This is a genomic window from Brevibacterium sp. 'Marine' (assembly GCF_012844365.1).
Classification (GTDB): domain Bacteria; phylum Actinomycetota; class Actinomycetes; order Actinomycetales; family Brevibacteriaceae; genus Brevibacterium.
The window spans coordinates 1,815,903-1,835,462 of record NZ_CP051626.1 but is presented as its reverse complement, the minus strand read 5'-3'; the positions used below and the strand labels follow the sequence as shown (position 1 = coordinate 1,835,462).

At 65.5% G+C, this 19,560-nt stretch carries 14 protein-coding genes and 1 tRNA gene; 2 read left to right on the top strand and 13 right to left on the bottom strand.

Translation table 11 applies throughout. From position 1 onward, the window contains the following. Window positions 1-2: 2 nt before the first annotated feature. The 11 genes from HF684_RS08205 to HF684_RS08155 form a co-directional block, all read right to left on the bottom strand. On the bottom strand, window positions 3-1,310 hold the full coding sequence (locus HF684_RS08205; RefSeq protein WP_169252103.1) for a homoserine dehydrogenase: 1,308 nt from the start codon (window positions 1,308-1,310) through the stop codon (window positions 3-5). Between the two features lie 34 nt (window positions 1,311-1,344). After that, window positions 1,345-2,784, bottom strand: coding sequence for a diaminopimelate decarboxylase (gene lysA / locus HF684_RS08200; RefSeq protein ID WP_169252102.1), 1,440 nt, complete (start codon window positions 2,782-2,784; stop codon window positions 1,345-1,347). Further along, on the bottom strand, window positions 2,784-3,611 hold the full coding sequence (locus tag HF684_RS08195; protein ID WP_169252101.1) for a DALR anticodon-binding domain-containing protein: 828 nt from the start codon (window positions 3,609-3,611) through the stop codon (window positions 2,784-2,786). The genes lysA and HF684_RS08195 overlap by 1 nt, the downstream gene beginning before the upstream one ends. An 84-nt stretch (window positions 3,612-3,695) precedes the next feature. Beyond that, complete coding sequence (locus HF684_RS08190; protein ID WP_169252100.1) at window positions 3,696-4,871, bottom strand: MFS transporter; 1,176 nt, start codon at window positions 4,869-4,871, stop codon at window positions 3,696-3,698. A 49-nt stretch (window positions 4,872-4,920) separates the two neighbouring features. Next, window positions 4,921-7,470, bottom strand: a complete 2,550-nt coding sequence (locus HF684_RS08185) for an FtsX-like permease family protein (RefSeq protein WP_169252099.1) — start codon at window positions 7,468-7,470, stop codon at window positions 4,921-4,923. Next, window positions 7,467-8,240 carry an ABC transporter ATP-binding protein gene (locus tag HF684_RS08180; protein WP_169252098.1) on the bottom strand — a complete coding sequence of 258 codons (774 nt, stop codon included), beginning with the start codon at window positions 8,238-8,240 and terminating at the stop codon, window positions 7,467-7,469. The genes HF684_RS08185 and HF684_RS08180 overlap by 4 nt, the downstream gene beginning before the upstream one ends. Window positions 8,241-8,362: 122 nt before the next feature. Continuing rightward, window positions 8,363-8,438: transfer RNA gene (locus tag HF684_RS08175), tRNA-Arg, on the bottom strand. A gap of 113 nt (window positions 8,439-8,551) precedes the next feature. After that, window positions 8,552-9,589: a M15 family metallopeptidase gene (locus HF684_RS08170; protein WP_169252097.1), complete on the bottom strand. Its 1,038-nt coding sequence runs from the start codon at window positions 9,587-9,589 to the stop codon at window positions 8,552-8,554. A 357-nt stretch (window positions 9,590-9,946) separates the two neighbouring features. Further along, complete coding sequence (locus tag HF684_RS08165; RefSeq protein ID WP_169252096.1) at window positions 9,947-11,008, bottom strand: hemolysin family protein; 1,062 nt, start codon at window positions 11,006-11,008, stop codon at window positions 9,947-9,949. Further along, window positions 11,005-12,336: a hemolysin family protein gene (locus HF684_RS08160; protein ID WP_169252095.1), complete on the bottom strand. Its 1,332-nt coding sequence runs from the start codon at window positions 12,334-12,336 to the stop codon at window positions 11,005-11,007. The genes HF684_RS08165 and HF684_RS08160 overlap by 4 nt, the downstream gene beginning before the upstream one ends. Before the next feature lie 131 nt (window positions 12,337-12,467). After that, window positions 12,468-13,925 (bottom strand): GuaB1 family IMP dehydrogenase-related protein, encoded by a 1,458-nt coding sequence (locus HF684_RS08155; protein ID WP_169252094.1) that lies wholly within the window; start codon window positions 13,923-13,925, stop codon window positions 12,468-12,470. Window positions 13,926-14,027: 102 nt separating this feature from the next. Between HF684_RS08155 and HF684_RS08150 the strand changes: the two genes are divergently transcribed. Beyond that, entirely contained in the window at window positions 14,028-17,738 is a 3,711-nt protein-coding gene (locus tag HF684_RS08150; RefSeq protein WP_169252093.1) for a multifunctional oxoglutarate decarboxylase/oxoglutarate dehydrogenase thiamine pyrophosphate-binding subunit/dihydrolipoyllysine-residue succinyltransferase subunit, read from the top strand. Then, a complete protein-coding gene (locus HF684_RS08145) occupies window positions 17,735-18,349 on the top strand; it encodes a GDSL-type esterase/lipase family protein (protein ID WP_169252092.1) in 615 nt (204 codons plus the stop codon). Before HF684_RS08150 ends, HF684_RS08145 begins: the two co-directional genes overlap by 4 nt. 258 nt (window positions 18,350-18,607) lie before the next feature. Here HF684_RS08145 and rsrA read toward each other — a convergent pair whose 3' ends face one another. Together rsrA and HF684_RS08135 are read right to left on the bottom strand one after the other, a co-directional pair. Beyond that, window positions 18,608-18,865: a mycothiol system anti-sigma-R factor gene (gene rsrA / locus HF684_RS08140; RefSeq protein WP_025776939.1), complete on the bottom strand. Its 258-nt coding sequence runs from the start codon at window positions 18,863-18,865 to the stop codon at window positions 18,608-18,610. Further along, entirely contained in the window at window positions 18,862-19,518 is a 657-nt protein-coding gene (locus HF684_RS08135; protein WP_348981444.1) for a sigma-70 family RNA polymerase sigma factor, read from the bottom strand. The genes rsrA and HF684_RS08135 overlap by 4 nt, the downstream gene beginning before the upstream one ends. Window positions 19,519-19,560 lie beyond the last annotated feature (42 nt).

Genomic DNA, 19,560 nt, shown 5'->3' with positions numbered 1-19,560 from the left:
TGTCACTGTCCTTCTACGCGGATCACGGATTTGACGGTGTGGACGACTGGCAGATCGATGAGGCGATCGACCGTCTTCTGCAGAGTCGAGTCGGTGTTCGAGTGGGTGGCGAGCACGAGCTTCGCGTGCTGGACGCCGTCGTCGTCGATGTCTCCGATCGTCTGTCGCATGAGTTCGATGGATGCTCCTTCGTCGGCGAAGACCTCGGAGACCGCGGCGAGCACACCGGGACGATCGACCACGTCGAGGGTGATGTGGTACCTGGTCGTGATCGCCGAGATCGGCAGGATCGGGTAGTCGTCGTGGAAGGGACGTTCGTACTGTCCGCGTCCGCCGAGCACCTTGCGCCTGGCCACGGACACGAGGTCTCCGAGCACTGCCGACGCCGTCGGCGCTCCGCCGGCTCCCTGCCCGTAGAACATCAGCTCGCCGGCGGCTTCGGCTTCGATGAACACGGCATTGAAAACACCCCGCACTGATGCCAGGGCGTGGCCCCGGTCGAGCAGTGCCGGGTACACACGTGCAGAGAGACCGGCTCCGGCCGGTGAGGAGGCGACGCGTTCGCACACGGCCAGGAGTTTGATCACGAAGCCCTGGTCCCGGGCTGTCTCGACCATCTCGGCCGTGATGCCTTCAATGCCTTCGACATGGACATCATCGATCGACACCGGGGCGTGGAAGGCCAGGGAGGACAGGATCGCAGCCTTCGCAGCCGCATCGTGTCCGCCGATGTCGGCGGTCGGATCGGCCTCGGCGTATCCGAGCTCCTGTGCGGTGGCCAGCGCGTGGCCGAAGTCCCAGCCTTCGGAGTCCATCTGGTCGAGGATGAAGTTCGTCGTGCCGTTGACGATGCCGATGATGCGTTCGATCCGGTCACCGGCCAGCGAATCGCCGACGGGGCGGATGATCGGAATCGCGCCGGCCACAGCCGCTTCGTGTTCGAGCCGGACGCCGGCGGCATCGGCTGCGGACATGAGTTCGCCGTAGCTGGCGGCCAGCAGCGCCTTGTTCGCGGTCACGACCGACGATCCCTGTCTCAGAGCCGCGGTGATGAGCGAGCGGGCGGGTTCGATCCCGCCCATCAGCTCGACGACGATATCGGCTCCGGCGATGGCCGCCTCGGCGTCGGTCGTCAGCAGCTTCTCATCGATTCCCGGGCGGGACTTCGAGGCATCGCGGACGACGATCGCGCTCAGCTCCAGCGGAGCGCCGATGCGTTCGGCCAGGCCCTCTGCGCGGTTCTGAATCCTCGCGGCGACCTCCGTGCCGACGACTCCGCATCCGAGCATGGCTACCTTCAGTGCCTGCATTTCCTCACCTTTCCGCTCTTGTCTCTCACGCTCATCAGTGTGGCGTTTCTCCCCCGACCATCCCCGGGTCGGTGGCGAACATCTGCGTGTGGTCCTCGGGGGTCACGATCCACTCAACTCTATCGGCCTCGACGCCGAGGACTCCCGGCCGGGGCAGGTGATTGTAGTTGTTGGCCAGCGACCGGCAGTACGCTCCGGTGGTCGGTACTGCGACGAGGTCGCCCGCGGTCACATCGGCGCCCATGTATTCGTCGCGGACGATGATGTCGCCGGATTCGCAGTGCTTGCCGACGACCCGCACGATCGCCGGCTCCGCGGAAGAATTCCGGTTGGCCAGAGTGCATGAGTAATCCGCGTCGTAGAGTGCGGTGCGGATGTTGTCGCTCATGCCCCCGTCGACGGCGACATAGGTGCGGGTGCCGCTGTCGGTGCTCACCTGCTTGACGGTGCCGACCTCGTAGAGCGTGAATACCGCTGGCGAGACGATGGCACGTCCGGGCTCGATGGAGATCCGCGGGACGCTCGTGCCCAGCCCCCGGCATTCCTTGGCCACGACGGAGGCGAGTTCCTCGGCCATCTCCGTGACCGGGATCGGGGTGTCCTGGGAGGTGTAGCGGATGCCGAAGCCGCCGCCGAGGTCGACATCGGGCAGGTCGATGCCGTGTTCGCCCATGATCTCGGCACGGAAGGCGAGCACGCGGGAGGCGGCGACCTGGAATCCGGAGATGTCGAAGATCTGCGAGCCGATATGCGAATGGAGGCCGTCGAGACGCAGGTGGTCGGATTCCGCGACCAGACGCGCGGCCCGGGCAGCGGTGCCGTCAGCGAGAGAGAGCCCGAACTTCTGGTCCTCGTGGGCCGTGGCGATGAAGTCATGGGTGTGCGCTTCGACGCCGACCGTGACCCGCAGCATGACCGGTGCGACGGTTCGTCTGGCCGCGGCGATGGATTCGAGGCGAGCAACCTCATCGAGGCTGTCGACGAAGATCCTGGACACGCCGTAGTCGAGGGCGTATTCGAGTTCGGCCGCGGATTTGTTGTTCCCGTGCAGGCCGACGCGGTCGCCGGGGACACCTGCGGCGCGGGCGATCATCATCTCCCCCAGCGAGCAGGTGTCGAGGCCGAGACCGGCCTCATGCACCCACCGGGCCACGGCCGTGCACAGGAAGGCCTTCCCGGCGTAGAAGACGTCGGCTCCGGCCAGTCCCTTCCCGACGGAGAACGCGTTGGAGAACGTGCTCAGGTAGGCCTCGGCGCGACTGCGGAAGTCAGCGACGTCCATGACGAGGGTGGGGGTGCCGTACTTCTCGGCCAGGTCCGTCACGGTGTGACCGGCGATGGTGAGCACGCCCTCGGCGGTCTTCGTGACATTGTCCGACCACAGACTCGGCAGCAGCGCATTGACGTCGTCGGGATAGGGCAGCCACACCGGGGCCGGGGTCGCGTGCAGTGTCCCTGCGATATGTGCGGGCATCAGATCCTCTCCGGGGCCGAAGCACCCAATTGTCGTAGTCCTGCGGCGAGGACGGTGATGACGGCTCTCAGAGCGAGGAGCCTCGAGGTATGGGTGACGGTGATGTCCTCATCGACCGTCGGAGTGGCCGGGCAGCGACGAAGCCACTCCTCGACGGCTGCGCCGAGCTCGAGCAGCGCCGTGAGCAGCGGTTCGGCCTCGCCGAGGCGGCGCGAACGTTCCAGCGCGGACGGCAGCCCCGCCATGATGGTGAGCATCCGGGTCTCGCTCGGCTGCGCAAGCGTCGCCAGGTCGATGTCCGCGGTCGGGATTCCCGCTCTGTGTGCCCGCCGCAGTTCACGGCAGGCCGCGGCATGGCCGCGCTGGAGATCATGCACTGCGACCGGATCGACATCGGTGCCGCGGCCGCCGGCGCGGAGACCCGGTGCGGGCTGCCGGTCGGACGCGGAGACCAGCGTTCGGAACGGCGTCCGGTCCTGTCCCGCTCCGCTGCGGGCGTCGGCTCCCCTCTCTGCGCTGACGATGTCGCAGATCACCCGCGCACGGGCGGCCGGGGTGAGGGTCACGTTGACGAATCCGGGTCCGGCGAAGACGGCGTCAGCCACCTCGGGGTGGGTGCGCAGCTCGGTGCACAGATGTGCCGCGAGTGCGATTCGCTGCTCGGGTTCGGCGGAGGCGCGCAGCGCCACCGGGGTCGTCCAGTCGCCGAGGTCGGGACGGGTCGGGGGCCGAACGTCGATGGCTGCGGCGGATCCCGGTGCCACGAGATCTGCCGGCGCTGTCATCAAGGCGCGCGCGAGTGCAGTCTGCAGGTCTTCCGGGGTCACTCGAACAGAGTACTCGGGGCCGGACTGCGGGGACGAATCCGGCGTCATCTTCGCTCTCATGACGAGACGGCTGCCCAGACGGCCTCAGATGGCGCCGGGTCGGCAGGCGGCGTGGCTGACGAAGAATTTGACCACCACTGAGGCCAGCACCACGGCGAATGCCGGCCACATGCTGTCGAAGCTCTGGATGAGAAACGCGAAGATCAGGGGTCCCGTGGCCGCCAGGAGGTAACCGCCGCCCTGGACGAAGCCGGACAGGGAGGCCGCCGCTTCGGCGTCACGGGCGCGCAGAGTGATCAGTGTCAGCGCGAGCGGGAACGTGGAGATGCCGATCCCCAGCAGCACGGTCCACAGGACGGGGGCCGCCGTCGGCAGCAGCCACAGCCCCAGGTAGCCCACGGCCAGGCTGAGGCAGAAGCCGACGACGATGAGATACGCCGATCTCATCCTCTGCGCGAGGGTCGGCAGGACGAAGCCGAGGACGAGCGGGATGGCAGTGACCAGCGCCAGCATCGCTCCGCCGAAGGCAGCATCGAATCCGGAGCGGGTGAGCAGGCTCGGCAGCCAGGTGAAGAGGATGAAGTTGTTGAACGACGTCAGTCCCGTCATCGTCATCAGTGCCCATGCCCGCGGGCTGCGCAGAAGGCGGGAGAGCTCGCTGCCTCCGACGACGGCGGCGGCCACCTCGTCGGCGGGTGCGGGCCTGACGATGGCGATGACGATCCAGGCGATCGCGCCCAGAGCCGCGAATGCGGCCCAGACGAGCAGGGATCCCCTCCATCCGGCACCGGTGGCGAGGGGAACCGCGACGAGCGGCGGGATGAACGTGCCGAATTGGAGCAGCCCGACGTGGACGGTCGACATCAGCGCCACCTTGTCGGGGAAGTACGACTTCACCAGGGGTGGGAGGACGACGTTGCCGATGCCCATCCCCAGCAGGGCGAGCACGCTCAGCGCCAGGAACAGGCCCGGCGATTCGACGAGTGCGCGGATTCCCAGTCCGATCATGACCATGACCATTGCAGCCAGGGTCAGACCGAGCCCGGAGAAGCGGGCGTAGAGCCGTGGTGTGAGGAAACCGCTGAGGCCGTAGAGCAGCGGAGGCAGCATGCCGATGAGCGCCAGAAATATCGCACTCAGTTCGATCTCTTCGCCCATGGCATCGAGCAGCGGTGAGAGCCCGGTGACTCCGGGCCGCAGATTGAAGGCGGCGAAGACGATTCCGAAGACGATCAGAATACGGATGCGCGCGGGGTTCATGAGGTCTTTCCTATCAGACGCCGACATCACAACCGATGGCCGGCCCGCTTCAGAAGTCGAGTTTGAGCCCTTCGACAGGTGAGAGCCGTGACGCCCGCCTGGCCGGTGCCAGAGCGGAGAGGATCCCGGCGATGACCGCCACCCCGAGGATGCCGAGGAAGGACATGACGGAGACGTCGACGATGAGGTCGGTGGAGTAGTCATGAGTGACCAAGCGTGTGCCGACGATGCCCAGGGCGCTGCCGAGGACGAGCCCGAGCAGCGCAGCCACCGATGAGATGAGCACCGCTTCGAGCGCCAGGAGGGTCCGCAGCTGCGAGATGCTCAGGCCCAGCGCGCGCATGAGCGCGTTCTCCCTCTGGCGTTCGATGACGGAGAGACTGACCGTGTTCGAGACGCCGATGAGCGCGATGACCACGGAGACGAAGAGGAGGGCCACGGCACCGGCGAGCATGACGTCGATGAGTTCGGAATAGGTGCCCCGAGCGACGGCGGAGCCGCCGACCTCCTCGCTGGAGACGTCGAGTGCCTCGGCCACGGACTGGCGGATGCGTGCGATCTCGTCGACGTCGACGTCCTCGTCGAGGCGGACGAGCACAGCCGTCGTCGTCGCCGAGATCCCGAGGTCGTTGCCGACCTCGGGAGTGGTGAAGAACGCCAGGCTGGAGAGACCCTCCCTGTGCACGGGCACGCTCATCTCGGTGAGCCCTTTCACCCGCACGGTGGCAGAGCTGTAGTCCTCGGGAACGGTGACCCGTCCGGACACGATGTCGGCCGCCGCGTCGCCGAGCACGGTGTCGGCGCTGTCCGGGTCGAGGACGAAGATCTCCGGACGGGAGCCCTTGAAATCCTCGACCGCCTCGGCGCGGTGGGCGATGACCGCTGTGGACACGCCCGGGATCTCGCGCACCTCGTCGAGCTCATCATCGTCGACGAGGCCGGACAGCGGCACGGAGATGTCGACGGGATAGCGCTGGTCGAGTCCGTGGCTGAGCGTCGCCTTCGTCGACATGCCGCCGACGAGGATCGTCGCCACCAGGGTCACACCGATGATGAGCGCCGTGGCCGTGGCCGCGGTGCGGCGCGGATTGCGCAGCGTGTTCAAGGTCGCCAGCTGCCCGGGCACGCCCCAGGGGCTGAACAGCACCTCCCCCGCCCACGCGACGACCGGCGGGATGATCTTCGCGGAGCTGATGACCAGTCCGGTGACCACGAGGCCCCCGCCCAGCGCACCTCCGAGGATCCAGAACTCGGTGGTCGACACGGCGTAGACGGAGACGATGACGAGAAGTGCGCCCAGGCCGATGAGGCCGAAGCCGACGAGGTGGCGGGGTCGGGCGCGAGTTCTCGGCGAGATGGAGACATCGAAGGGCTGGAGTGCTTCGAGCGGTGTCACTGCGATGGCGCTGCGAGCCGGGCGGATGGTGGCCACGATCGTCAGCACGGCACCCACGACGATGCCGCTGATCAGAGCGGAGACGGGGATCGTGAGCGTGTCGTAGGGGAATTCCGCCGGCCAGTACCGCACCGCGGCGGCCATGAGTCCGCGACTGACGAGGATCCCCGCGAGGACACCGAAGATCGATCCGAGCAATCCGACGAAGAGCCCTTCGGCCACGACGGAGGCGTACATCTGCACGCGGGTGGCGCCGAGGCAACGCAGCAGTGCGAATTCGCGACGACGCCCGGCGACGATGACCGAGAAGGTGTTGGAGACGACGAGGATGGCGACGATGACGGAGATTCCAGCGAATACGAGCAGGAAACCGGTCACGACGACATTGCCGCCGGAGAGCCGATCCGTCTTCGCGCTCACGGCGTCGTCCACGGTGAGCGCCTCGAGACTGCCGTCCAGCTCCGATTCGTCGATGGCCCTCTGCAGCTGTGATCGCACCGTCTCCGGGTCCGCACCGTCTTCAAGGGCGATCTGAATGGCGATGACATCACCCTGCTGGGCGAAGTACTCCTGGTAGCCCGCGGCGGTCGTCAGTGCCCGAGTGGCTCCGGGCAGCGCCGGATCCTGCCTCAGCTCGGCGATGCCGACGACGGAGAAGGTGACGCTGCTCTGGCTCGGCCCCCGATAGACGGGCATGTCATCGTCTCCGCTGCCCACCGGGACGGCGTCGACGGTGAACCGGATCTCATCACCGATGCCGACGTCGAGGTCGCGTGCCGTGCGGGTGTCGAGCACGAGGTCCGTTCTGGCGTCCGGTCGCTGGCCCGAGACCATGTCGAAGGTGTCCAGACGTTCTTCGGCAGGCACCGGGGACAGCGCAAAGGAGCTTTCGGAGAATGCAGCGCCTCTGCCGGTCGTCACTGTGCGGGCCGACAGAGACGCAGTGCTCACCCCGTCGACTTCCGACAGGGGTCCCAACAGCGGGGATGCCTCGTCTCCCCCGACGAAGACGTCTCTGTCCGGGATGACGGCGAGGTCGGCGTTCTCGAACGAACGACCGACGGCATGTTCGAGGCTGTCCTGCAGCGAGGAGTTGATGATCAGGGTCGTCGCCACGAATCCTGCGGCCAGGGCGATGCCGAGACCGATTGCGAGGAACCGGGCCCAGTGGATCCGGATCTGCGCGAGAGCGACTGCGATCACAGAGAGCTCAGTTCGCTCAGCGCCGTGACCACGCTCTCCCGCGTCGGCTGTCGGACTTCACCCGTGGCCCGGCCGTCCTTGAGGAGGACGACCCGACCGGCATGGGATGCCGCCACGGGATCGTGGGTGACCATGATGATCGTCTGCCCGTACAGGGTAGTGGCCCGGCCGAGCAGGGACAGGACCTCCGCTCCGGCGTGGGAGTCGAGGTTTCCCGTGGGCTCATCGGCGAAGATGACGTCCGGCCGGGTCAGCAGGGCGCGGGCCACGGCGACTCGCTGCTGCTGACCGCCGGAGAGCTCGTGCGGACGATGCTGGAGGCGATCGCCGAGTTCGAGTCGTTCGACGACTTCGGCTTTCCACTCGCGATCGATCTTCTTCCTGGCCAGTGACACCGGCAGTTCGATGTTCTGTTCTGCGCTCAGCGTCGGGACGAGGTTGAAGGCTTGGAAGATGAAGCCGACGCGGTCGCGACGCAGCTGGGTCAGCTGCCGGTCGTTGAGACGAGTGATGTCTTGGCCGCGCATGATGATCGAGCCCGAATCGACGCGATCGAGACCGGCGAGGACATGCATGAATGTCGACTTTCCCGATCCGGACGGTCCCATGATGGCGGTGAAGCGACCGGATTCGAAGTCGACGCTGATGTCGTCGAGCGCCTCGACCGCCGTATCGCCGCGGCCGAAGCTCTTGCGCAGACTCTGCGCACGGAGGACGATGTCGTCCTCCCCCGTGCTGGTCTCGACGGGCTCATCAGCAGGTTCCGACATCGCATGCCTCACATCACGGTCCGGGTCTCGTCTCCGACTACCTTAGATCCTGTCTGCACCACCGACCGTTCGGACCGCGTATGCAGAACCGCCCACCTCAGCAGTTGAGATGGGCGGTGTTGTGGTGCCCGCGACAGGATTCGAACCTACGACCTTCTGCTCCGGAGGCAGACGCTCTATCCACTGAGCTACGCGGGCAACGGATGCCACTCTATCACCGTTGGGCACCACCTCCCAAAACGACACCGCGTGCAGTCCTGCCAGGACTGCACGCGGTGTCATGGGGCTGTGATCAGCGATATCAGTGCAGATCAGGCGCCCTTCATGGCCTTGCGGCCGGGAACGTATTCCCAGTGCCAGAGTTCATAGGAATTGCGCTTGGCCCAGTCAGGGTTCTCCCACCCGAACTTCTCGGCGTTCGCGACGAGCCATTCGTACTGCTCACCGGTGCCGTTCTGCGTTCCCGCACCGAGGTCGAGGGCCAGGCCCCAACCGTGGTTGGAGGTTCCGGGGCGGGCCGCGAACCCGGGCTTGCGTGCGGCCACGGAGACCTGGGACTCCAGCGACCGGTAGGAATCGGTGACCGCGAGGTCTTTGCCGGTGTCCTTCTTGAAGGCTGCGTTCATCTTCGCAAACGATACGGCGGCATCGGAGCGCAGCTTGTGGTTGCCCACACCGATCTCGCACAGCCACTCGTCGGGCAGTTCGCCGTTGCTCGCGTCGCCCTTCGGCGCGGCTTCGTCGCAGCCGGGCAGAACGGTCTTCGTGATCGCCCTGGACGCGGCGTCGACCTTCGTCTGCTTGGCGCTGGGGGCGCCGATGGTCATCGAAGTCTTGTCGTCCCGGTCGACCTTGATGTCGGCGGAGACCGATTCGGCGTTGATCGCACGCGGCTGGGACTGCGCGGCGGAGTCATCGACCTTGACCTCCTGGCTGCCGCTCATGTTGCCGGCCACCATCACAGCGGCGATGGCGGTGCCGGTCACCGAGACCGTGGCCAGAGCAGAGAAGGTCGTGACCTGGCGACGGCGGACCGAGCGCAGCAGCGAACCGTCGGAACCGCGCCTGCCCAGCTGAGTCGCAGCCAGCGTCGAGGTATGGCCCGCGGGTGTCAGCGGCTGCGCAGCCTCCTTGGCCATCGCAGCACGTCGGGGTGAGCCCGCTGCGGCGCGGGCCTCGGCGGCCATGGCCGCACGACGGGGAGAGAGGGCTGCGGATGCGCTGCTCCGCGACTGCGATGTCACGGAAGGCGAAGAGTTGATCGTCGAAACCTGCGTGGAGGCGTTCTGCTTGCGCAGATCACGTCGGCGGACCGACGGCGCCTCGACGGTCGAGAGCTCACTCGACATAGTGCTCCATACTGTTGGTGAAGATTGTGCGGTGGAGGCCCTCTGCCGGGCACCCGAAAGCTTATGTCACAACACTATAACGACATCGTTACAGAATGTCACCTTCAGTTCATACACAGCGTGTGACCAGGTCATTCGCTGACGATAAGTCATCGCGAACCACTACAGGCGCTCTACTCCAGGTGTCCTGAATCACTGTTTCGTTACGAACCGTTATACAGTCGGTCACGAATGGGACTCCGCGCCCAACGCCTTCTCCGGGACCGTCCGCACCACACGTCGACGGCGGCCTCCGTACTGCCGGAGACCGCCGTCGAGGCGAGTGGTGAAGCGAACCGCTCCGTCGCTGCGGAATGCTCAGCTGCGGAAGTCGAATCGTCCCCGCTGCATCGCGTCCTGGACCTCGCCGACGAGCTCTTCGAGCACGTCCTCGAGGAACAGCAGGCCGAGCACCTGCGCCTGCGCGTCGATGACGCGGGCGACGTGGATTCCCGCCTTCTGCATCTGCGCCAGAGCCTCCTCGACCTCGTCATCGGCCGTGACCGTGAACAGAGGACGGAAGCGCTTGCTCTGCACAGGAGAGTCGAAGGCCTCTTCTGTGTCCGCGTAGAGGACGTCCTTGATGTGGAGGTAGTCCTGCGGATAACCGTCGTCACCGACGACGAAGTACCGAGAGAAGCCGGTCCTTCCGACCAGGGTCACAAGCTCGTTCGGGGTCACCTTGTCCGAGATCGTGATGAGCTCGGACATCGGGACCATGATGTCGGACGCAGTCTTGTCGCTGAACTCGATGGCGCCCTTGAGCAGCCCGGTGTCATCACTGAGCAGTCCCTCGCGCTTCGACTCGGCCACGATCGATTCGACCTGCTCGATCGTGTAGGCCTCATTGACCTCGTCGCGGGCCTCGATCTTGAACAGGTGCAGGACCCCGTTGGCCAGGCCGTTGAGGGGCCGGATGACGAACCCGAAGACCCGGGCCAGGAACACCAGCGGAGTCGCCAGCAGCATCACAGCCTGGCCGGATGCCGCCAGAGCCAAGTTCTTCGGCACCATCTCGCCGATGACCACGTGCAGGTAGGTCACGACTCCGAGTGCCAGAACGAACGAGATCGTCGACGACAGCCCTGCAGGAATGCCCAAGCCTTCGAGCGGACCGGCGAGCAGATGGTGGATGGCCGGTTCGGCCACGTTGCCCAGAAGCAGAGAGCAGACGGTGATCCCGAGCTGGCAGATCGCCAGCATCAATGACACATGCTCCATCGCATAGAGAGCTGTCTTCGCCGCTGCAGAGCCTTCGTCCGCTCGCGGTTCGATCTGTGAGCGTTTGGCCGCGACCACAGCGAATTCCGCGGCGACGAAGAAGGAGTTGCCCAGCAGCAGAACAACCAGCCAGACCAGTCCGAACCAATCGGCGCTCATCGGGCCTCACCTCCGGTTTCGAATGCTCCTGCGTCGGCGGCGCGCAGCACCACCCGGAGGCGTTCGATGCGTCGACCGTGCATCCTTTCGACAACGATTCGCGCGTCCTCGGTGCGGACCTCGTCACCCGGTTCGGGGATCCGTCCGAGCTCCTTGAGGACGAATCCGGCCAGAGTCTCGTAGTCCGAGTCCTCAGGAATGGTCACACCGATCGTCGACGAGATCTCATCGGGTCGCAGCTGACCGGGCACGATCCAGGAGCCGTCGCGAGCCGGTCGTGCCGCGACGCGCATCCGATCATGCTCATCGGCGACCTCGCCCACGAGTTCTTCGACGACGTCTTCGAGGGTGACGACTCCGGCAGTGCCGCCGAACTCATCGACGACCACGGCCATCTGCAGGCCCGTCGCCCGCAGCTCCAAGAGCAGCGGATCGAGACGCTGAGTCTCCGGAATCTCCCGGACCTCGGTCATCAGCCCTCCTGCATAGGCGTCGTCGCGGTTGCCCGGAGGCACCGCGAAGGCCTGTTTGACATGGACGACGCCGACGATGTGGTCTTTGTCCTCGTCTGCCACGGGGAAGCGGGAGAATCCGGTGTCCCGAGCCTGCTCGATGATCTGTCGGGCCGTGGTGTCCTTGTCCACCGTGGACATGCGTGTGCGCGGGGTCATCACGTCTTCAGCGGTCCGCTCGGAGAAGCTCAGCGTCCTCTCCAGCAGGCCCGCCGTCTGCTCGTCGAGGACGCCCTCTTCGGCGGAGTGACGCACGAGGGAGGTCAGCTCCTCCGGAGAACGACCCACCGACCCCTCTTCCTGCGGCTCGATGCCCATCGACATGAGGATCTTGTTCGCCGTGCCGTTGAGGACCGCGATGACCGGTTTGAAGACGATCGAGAAGACGTACTGCATCGGTGCGGCGATGCGGCCGGTCGCCAGCGGCACGGCGATGGCGAGGTTCTTCGGCACGAGCTCTCCGAAGATCATCGATCCCACGGTGGAGACGATGAGCGCGATGGTCAGCGCCAGCGGTGCCGCGAGTCCGGGACCGACGCCCCAGGCCTCGAACAGCGGCGCCAGCAGCCTGCCCAAGGACGGTTCCATGAGGTAACCGGTGAGCAGGGTGGTGATTGTGATGCCCACCTGCGCCGCCGAGAGCTGGGTGGACAGGTGGGTCATCGAGCGCCGCAGCGTCTTCGCGCCGACGACGCCGTTCTCGACCGCCTGATCGGCCGTATGGCGGTCGAGGGTCAGCAGAGAGAACTCGGCTGCGACGAAGACGCCGGTGCCGAGGATGAGCAGCAGCGCGAGGGCGAGGAGTATCCATTCCATCAGTGACTGTCCCCGCCGTTGACGATCTGCTGAGCAGACCGGAAGAAGTGTGGGACCCTCGCGGGGTGAGGATCGTCATCTGGGGCGCCGGCTTCCCGCCGGCCGGGACTGTCACTGTGCATGAGGAGATCTTACCAACTTCCGGACACAGGTCGGCCCTCTTCGTAACCGGCGGCGCTCTGGACTCCGACCGCGGCCAGACGCGCGAATTCCCGGAGGTCACCGGCCCCGGCGTAGGTGCAGGAGCTGCGCACGCCCGACGTGATTGAGTCGAGCAGGTCCTCGACTCCCGGAGATGCGGGGTCGATGTACATCGTCGACGACGAGATGCCCTCTTCGAACAGCCCCTTCCGCGCCCGAGCGAAGGCCGACTCCGTGCGGGTGCGGTTGGCCACGGCGCGCGCCGAAGCCATTCCGAAGCTCTCCTTGTACTTCCGGCCCTCGCCGTCGACGAGCAGGTCGCCAGGGGATTCGTGGGTGCCGGCGAACCAGGACCCGACCATCACCTGCGAGGCTCCGGCCGCCAGTGCCAGGGCGACGTCGCGGGGGTAGCGGACTCCGCCGTCTGCCCACACATGCGCACCCAACTCGCGAGCCGCCTCGGCGCATTCGAGCACTGCACTGAACTGCGGACGACCGACGGCGGTCATCATCCGGGTTGTGCACATGGCTCCCGGGCCGACCCCGACCTTGATGATGTCGGCACCGGCGGCGACGAGGTCACGGACCCCCTCGGCGGTGACGACGTTGCCGGCCACGATCGGCACCCCGAGCTCGGCATCGGCGATCGCCGACAGCGTGTCGAGCATCTTCACCTGATGGCCGTGTGCGGTGTCGACGACGAGGACATCGGCGCCGGCTTCGACCAGGGCCGCGGCACGTTCGACCGCGGCGCCGTTGACTCCGATGGCCACGGCGATCTTCAGCCGCCCCTGGTCATCGACGTTGGGGGTGTAGATCGAGGAGCGCAGCAGCGACTTCGGAGTGAGGCTGCCGAGCACGGTGTTCTCGTCGTCGACGACAGCGGCGAACTCCGCCCGGGACTCCGTCATCGATTCGAAGAGGGACTCCAGCTGTGCGGAGTCCTCCCAGTCGACTTCGGAGGCGCGGATGACATGGGGTGAGGAGTCCAACAGATCCGACACCGAGGTGAAGCGGTCGACCCCGCGCAGATCCGCGGCATTGATGATGCCTTCGAGCCTGCCCGCGGAGTCGACGACGACGCCGAAGCCGTGCGGACGCTTGGCCAGCACGTGCAGGGCATTGAGGACAGTGTCCTCCGGGGCGAAGCGCAGAGCGGATTCGAAGATCCGGTCACGGCTCTTCACCCAGGCGATGGTCTCCTGCGCAGCGGTCAGCGGAATGTCCTGCGGCAGCACCGCCAGTCCCCCGCGCCGGGCCATCGTCTCCGCCATCCGCCGACCGGACACAGCCGTCATATTCGCTGCGACGAGCGGCGTCGTCGACCCGGTCGGATCGGCTGTCGTGAGGTCGACGTCGAAGCGCGAAGTCAGGGCCGAGGAGTTCGGGACGAGGAACACATCGGAGTAGGTGAGATCGGTGTTCGGGTCATTTGAGATGAAACGCATAACACTATTGTCCCTTAACTGCACATTCGATGGCACATCACGTTAGGCTTGGAGATGTCGTTAAGCAGCAAGTCTTGAATCAGGAAGTAGGCGATCAACGCCGTGTCCGTCAATACTCCGAACCGCACCGTTGAAGACTTCGGGTCGAATGAGTGGCTGGTCGAGGAATTGTATGAGCAGTACAAGTCAGATAAGAATTCGGTCGACCAGTCCTGGTGGCCCTTCTTCGACAAGTACGAGAAGAACGGCGGAGGCGCTCAGTCCGCTGCCGAGCCCGCCGCCAAGCAGGAGGCGAAGCCGGCCGCGAAGAAGTCGGATGCCAAGTCCCCTGCTCCTGCCGCAGCGCCGGCGACATCCCGCGGAGTCACCCCGTCCTCGGCCGAGTCCGAGACGCTGAAGGCCGAGACCAAGTCCGTGCCGCAGGTCACCCCGAAGGAGACTGCACCGAAGCCCGCCCCTGAAGAGACGATCACTCCCCTGCGCGGCCCAGCGAAGCTCATCGCGAAGAACATGGATGAGTCGCTCGAAGTCCCGACCGCCACGTCGGTCAGGGCACTGCCTGCCAAGGCGCTCATCGACAACCGGATCGTCATCAATTCGCACCTCAAGCGGACCCGCGGTGGAAAGGTCTCGTTCACCCACCTCATCGGCTTCGCCGTGATCCGGGCGCTGCAGAACTTCCCCTCGCAGAACGTCTCCTACGATGTCCGCGACGGCAAGCCCGTGATGATCTCCCCCGCTCACATCAACTTCGGCCTCGCCATCGACGTGCCGAAGAAGGACGGGTCTCGCACCCTGCTGGTGCCCAACGTCAAAAAGGCCGAGACGCTGACCTTCCGCCAGTTCGTCGACGCCTACGACGGCCTCGTCGACAAGGCACGCCAGGGCAAGCTCACCGCCGACGACTTCGCCGGCACCACGGTCTCGCTGACCAACCCCGGCGGAATCGGCACCGTCCACTCCGTGCCGCGCCTGACGAAGGGCCAGGGCTGCATCATCGGCGTCGGAGCGCTCGACTACCCCGCCGAATTCCAGGGTGCCAGCCAGCAGACCATCAACTCCCTGGCCGTGTCCAAGGTGCTGACCATGACCTCGACCTACGATCACCGTGTGATCCAGGGCGCCGGTTCGGGCGAGTTCCTCAAGCTCGTCCACAGCTACCTGCTGGGTGAAGACGGCTTCTACGACGATGTCTTCGAATCCCTGCGCCTGCCCTATGAGCCGGTCCGCTGGGTTCCCGACGTCTCGGCCGAGGACCAGGACGATGTCAACAAGACCGCCCGCGTCATCGAGCTCATCGATGCCTACCGCACGCGCGGACACCTCATGGCCAACATCGATCCCCTGGTCTACCGTCAGCGCTCCCACCCCGACCTCGACATCAATCAGCACGGGCTGACACTGTGGGATCTCGAACGCGAATTCCCCACCGGCGGCTTCGGTGCGAAGCCGATGATGCCCTTCCGCAACATCCTCGGTCTGCTGCGCGAGAGCTACTGCCGGACCACGGGCTTCGAGTACATGCACATCGCCGACCCGGTCCAGCGCCGCTGGTTCCAGTCGAAGATCGAAGTCCCGCATCAGGAGCTCACCCGCTCGGAGCAGGGCCACATCCTCGGTCGCCTCAACGCTGCTGAGGCCTTCGAGACCTTCCTGCAGACGAAGTACATCGGGCAGAAGCGCTTCAGCCTCGAAGGCGGAGAGTCCGCGATCGTCCTGCTCGACGAGATCCTCAATCAGTCCGCCGACACCGGCCTCGACGAGGTCGCCATCGGCATGGCTCACCGCGGCCGTCTCAATGTGCTCACGAACATCGCCGGCAAGTCCTATGCGCAGATCTTCCGCGAGTTCGACGGAACCATGTCCCCGGACAGCGTCCAGGGCTCGGGCGATGTGAAGTACCACCTGGGCACCCAGGGTTCGTTCACCTCGCCGGCGGGCAACACGACCGGAGTCTACGTCGCGGCCAACCCCAGCCACCTCGAGACCGTCGATCCGGTCCTCGAAGGAATCGTCCGCGCCAAGCAGGACCTCGTCGACCAGGGTGAGGCGGGCTTCACCGTCCTGCCGGTCCTCGTCCACGGAGATGCCGCATTCGCCGGCCAGGGTGTGGTCACCGAAACGCTCAACCTCTCGGAGCTGCGCGGCTACCGCACCGGCGGAACGGTCCACGTCATCATCAACAACCAGGTCGGGTTCACCACTCCCCCCGCCTCGGCGCGTTCCTCGTTCTACTGCACCGACGTGGCCAAGTCGATCAACGCCCCGATCTTCCACGTCAACGGCGATGACCCCGAGGCCGTCGTCCGGGCCGCACGCCTGGCTTTCGAATACCGCCAGGAATTCAACCGCGACGTCGTCATCGACCTCGTGTGCTACCGCCGTCGCGGCCACAACGAGGGCGACGATCCGTCGATGACCCAGCCGACGATGTACTCGCTCATCGAGAAGAAGGGTTCGGTGCGCAAGCTCTACACCGAATCGCTCGTGGGCAGGAAGTGCATCACCGACGAAGAGGCCGCCGAGGCGCTCAAGGACTACCAGTCGAAGCTGGAATCGGCCTTCGCCGAGACCAAGGAGGCCGAGACCGGGCCTTACGACGGAGAGGCGTTCAACGCTCCCTACGAGCCCAGCGATATCGAGACCTTCAACGATGTCGAGACGGCCATCAGCCCCGAGACGCTCCAGCGCATCGGCGAGGCCTTCACGGAGATCCCCGAGGGCTTCACTGTTCACAAGAAGCTGCGCGCTCTGCTCGAGAAGCGCAAGGAGATGTCGGTCTCGGGCGGAATCGACTGGGGCTTCGCCGAGCTGCTGGCCTTCGGCTCACTGCTCATGGACGGTGTGCCGGTGCGCCTGGCCGGCCAGGACTCCCGTCGCGGCACGTTCGTCCAGCGCCACTCCGTGCTCATCGATTCGGTCAACGGCAACGAGTGGACGCCGCTGCAGAACCTCACCGAGGATCAGGCCCGCTTCTGGGTCTACGACTCCCTGCTGAGCGAATATGCGGCCGTCGGCTTCGAATACGGCTACTCCGTCGAACGCAAGGATGCTCTCGTGGCGTGGGAGGCTCAGTTCGGTGACTTCGCACAGGGTGCGCAGACCGTCATCGACGAGTTCATCTCCTCCTCCGAACAGAAGTGGCAGCAGAACTCCGGTGTCGTCATGCTCCTGCCCCACGGCTATGAGGGACAGGGACCTGACCACTCCTCGGGTCGAATCGAGCGTTACCTCCAGCTGTGCGCTGAGAACAATATGACGGTGGCTTACCCGTCTTCGGGCGCCTCGTACTTCCACCTGCTGCGTCGCCACGCCTCGACGACGAACAAGCGTCCGCTCATCGTCTTCACCCCGAAGTCGATGCTGCGCCTCAAGGCTGCGGCGAACTCGCCGGAGGAATTCACCTCGGGCAAGTTCGAAGCCGTCATCGACGATACGGACGTCGATGCCTCGCAGGTCGAGCGCGTCGTCCTCGTCTCCGGCAAGCTCTACTGGGAGCTCAAGGCCAAGCGCGAAAAGGACAACGACCAGAAGATGGCACTCGTCCGCCTCGAGCAGCTCTACCCGCTCGACGAGGCTGCCATCACCGCCGTGCTCGATCGGTTCCCGGCCGGCGCGGAGATCGTCTGGGCTCAGGAAGAACCGGAGAACCAGGGCGCCTGGCCGTTCATGGCACTGCACCTGCCCGAGCTCCTCGGCGGCCGTGAGGTCAAGGTCATCTCCCGTGCGGCCTCGGCGGCCACCTCGACCGGGCTCAAGCACTTCCACGAGGCTCAGCAGAAGGAACTCGTCGACCGGATCTTCAGCCGGTGAGCAGCGACATCACCACAACCATCGCCGTGGTCGGCGGCCCTTTGGTCGCCGGCCACGGCGATGGTCGTGGCCTCGGGTGGGTCGGTCGAGTCACGGCGAGGACTCTGCCGAGCGTGCCGGAACTCAAGGTGTATCCGCTGGCGGTGCCCACCGAGGATTCGGCCGGTCTCCATGCGCGCACGATCGCCGAGGCGTCTCTGCGTTTCACGCCCGACGGTGACAACCGTCTGGTGCTGGCGCTGGGCTCCGGTGACCTCGACTCGGGTCGTTCGGTGGCCAGGGCTCGCCTCGACGTCGCGAATATCCTCGACGAGGCTCTGGCCCGGAAGGTCTCGACCTTCGTGCTCGGTCCGCCGCCGGAACACGATGGGGATCGCAATCGTCGCATCGCCGAGCTCAACACCAGCTTCTCGGACGTGGCCAAGAGGCGCGGCATCACCTACGTCGACACCTTCACTCCCCTCCTCGGCCATCCTGTATGGCAGCGCGAGGTCGCTTCGTCACGGGACCATCTGCCGGCGCAGGAAGGCTATGGCCTGCTGGCCTGGCTGGTTCTGCATCGCGGCTGGTTCAACTGGCTGGGGGTCCAGGACGTCCTCGGCGACAGCTGAGCCTGCGGACTGTGTGACCTGGCCCGACTTTGCTCTGCTCGGACGATCATGAGACAATTAACCGTCTATCAAAGGAGGGCACAATGAGCAAGCGTGGCCGTAAGCGTCGCGATCGCCGCCGTAAGAAAGCCAACCACGGCAAGCGTCCAAACGCATGATTCGCTGATTCGTTCGGCGAAAGACGAAGGCGGGGAGAGATTCGATTCTCTTCCCGCCTTCGTTGTTCCCGGAGCTCTCAGGCTCTGGTCGAGACTTGAGTCAGGAGTTCTGCTCCAATGCGATCCGTTGGCGGATCTTCTCACGCAGTCCCATCGGGGCTCGGTCGTGGCTGCATGAACGACGCACAAGCTCTTTCAGCAGCGCTTCGATCTCGTACTCGTCGTGACACGACGGGCACTGTTCGAGGTGGATCGAGATCTCACGGATCTCCGTCGTCGTCAGCTCTCCGTCGAGATAATGGTAGATGCGCATCAGAGACTCGGCCCTGACGCTTTCGCAGCATCCCTCGTTGCTCAATTCGCACCTCCCTCATGACTCACGAAACCGCGTTCGGCGGCATAGTCGGCCAGCATCTCCCGCAGCTGTCGGCGCCCGCGGTGGAGCCGCGACATCACTGTGCCGATCGGCGTCTCCATGATCTCGGCGATCTCCTTGTACGGCAGGCCTTCGACATCGGCGTAGTAGACGACCATGCGGAAGTCTTCGGGCAGAGCCGACAGCGCTTCCTTGACGTCTGAGTCGGGAAGGTGGTCGAGGGCTTCGAGTTCGGCCGACCGCCCTCCGGAGGACGAATGGCTGTTCGCCTGCGCGATCTGCCAGTCCTCGATGTCCTCGCTGCCGTGCTCCTGGGGCTGGCGCTGCTTCTTGCGGTAGTTGTTGATGAAGGTGTTCGTCAGGATCCGGTACAGCCAGGCCTTGAGATTGGTGCCGGGTTTGTATTGGTGGAAGGCCGCGTAAGCCTTCGCATAGGCTTCCTGGACGAGATCCTCCGCATCTGCCGGGTTGCGCGTCATACGCAGGGCGGCAGCGTAGAGCTGGTTGACATATTCCAGAGCATCCCGCTCGAAACGCTCCGACCTCTCGGCGGCGGTTTCGGGGGCATCTTTGACTGATTCGGTCATCGCAGTCAATGGTACGCCCGTTCTCTCCAGGACGGCAGTGGCGCTCATAGACTTCTCCTTCTGCCTGTCGACTTCGCGACGGTCCACCCG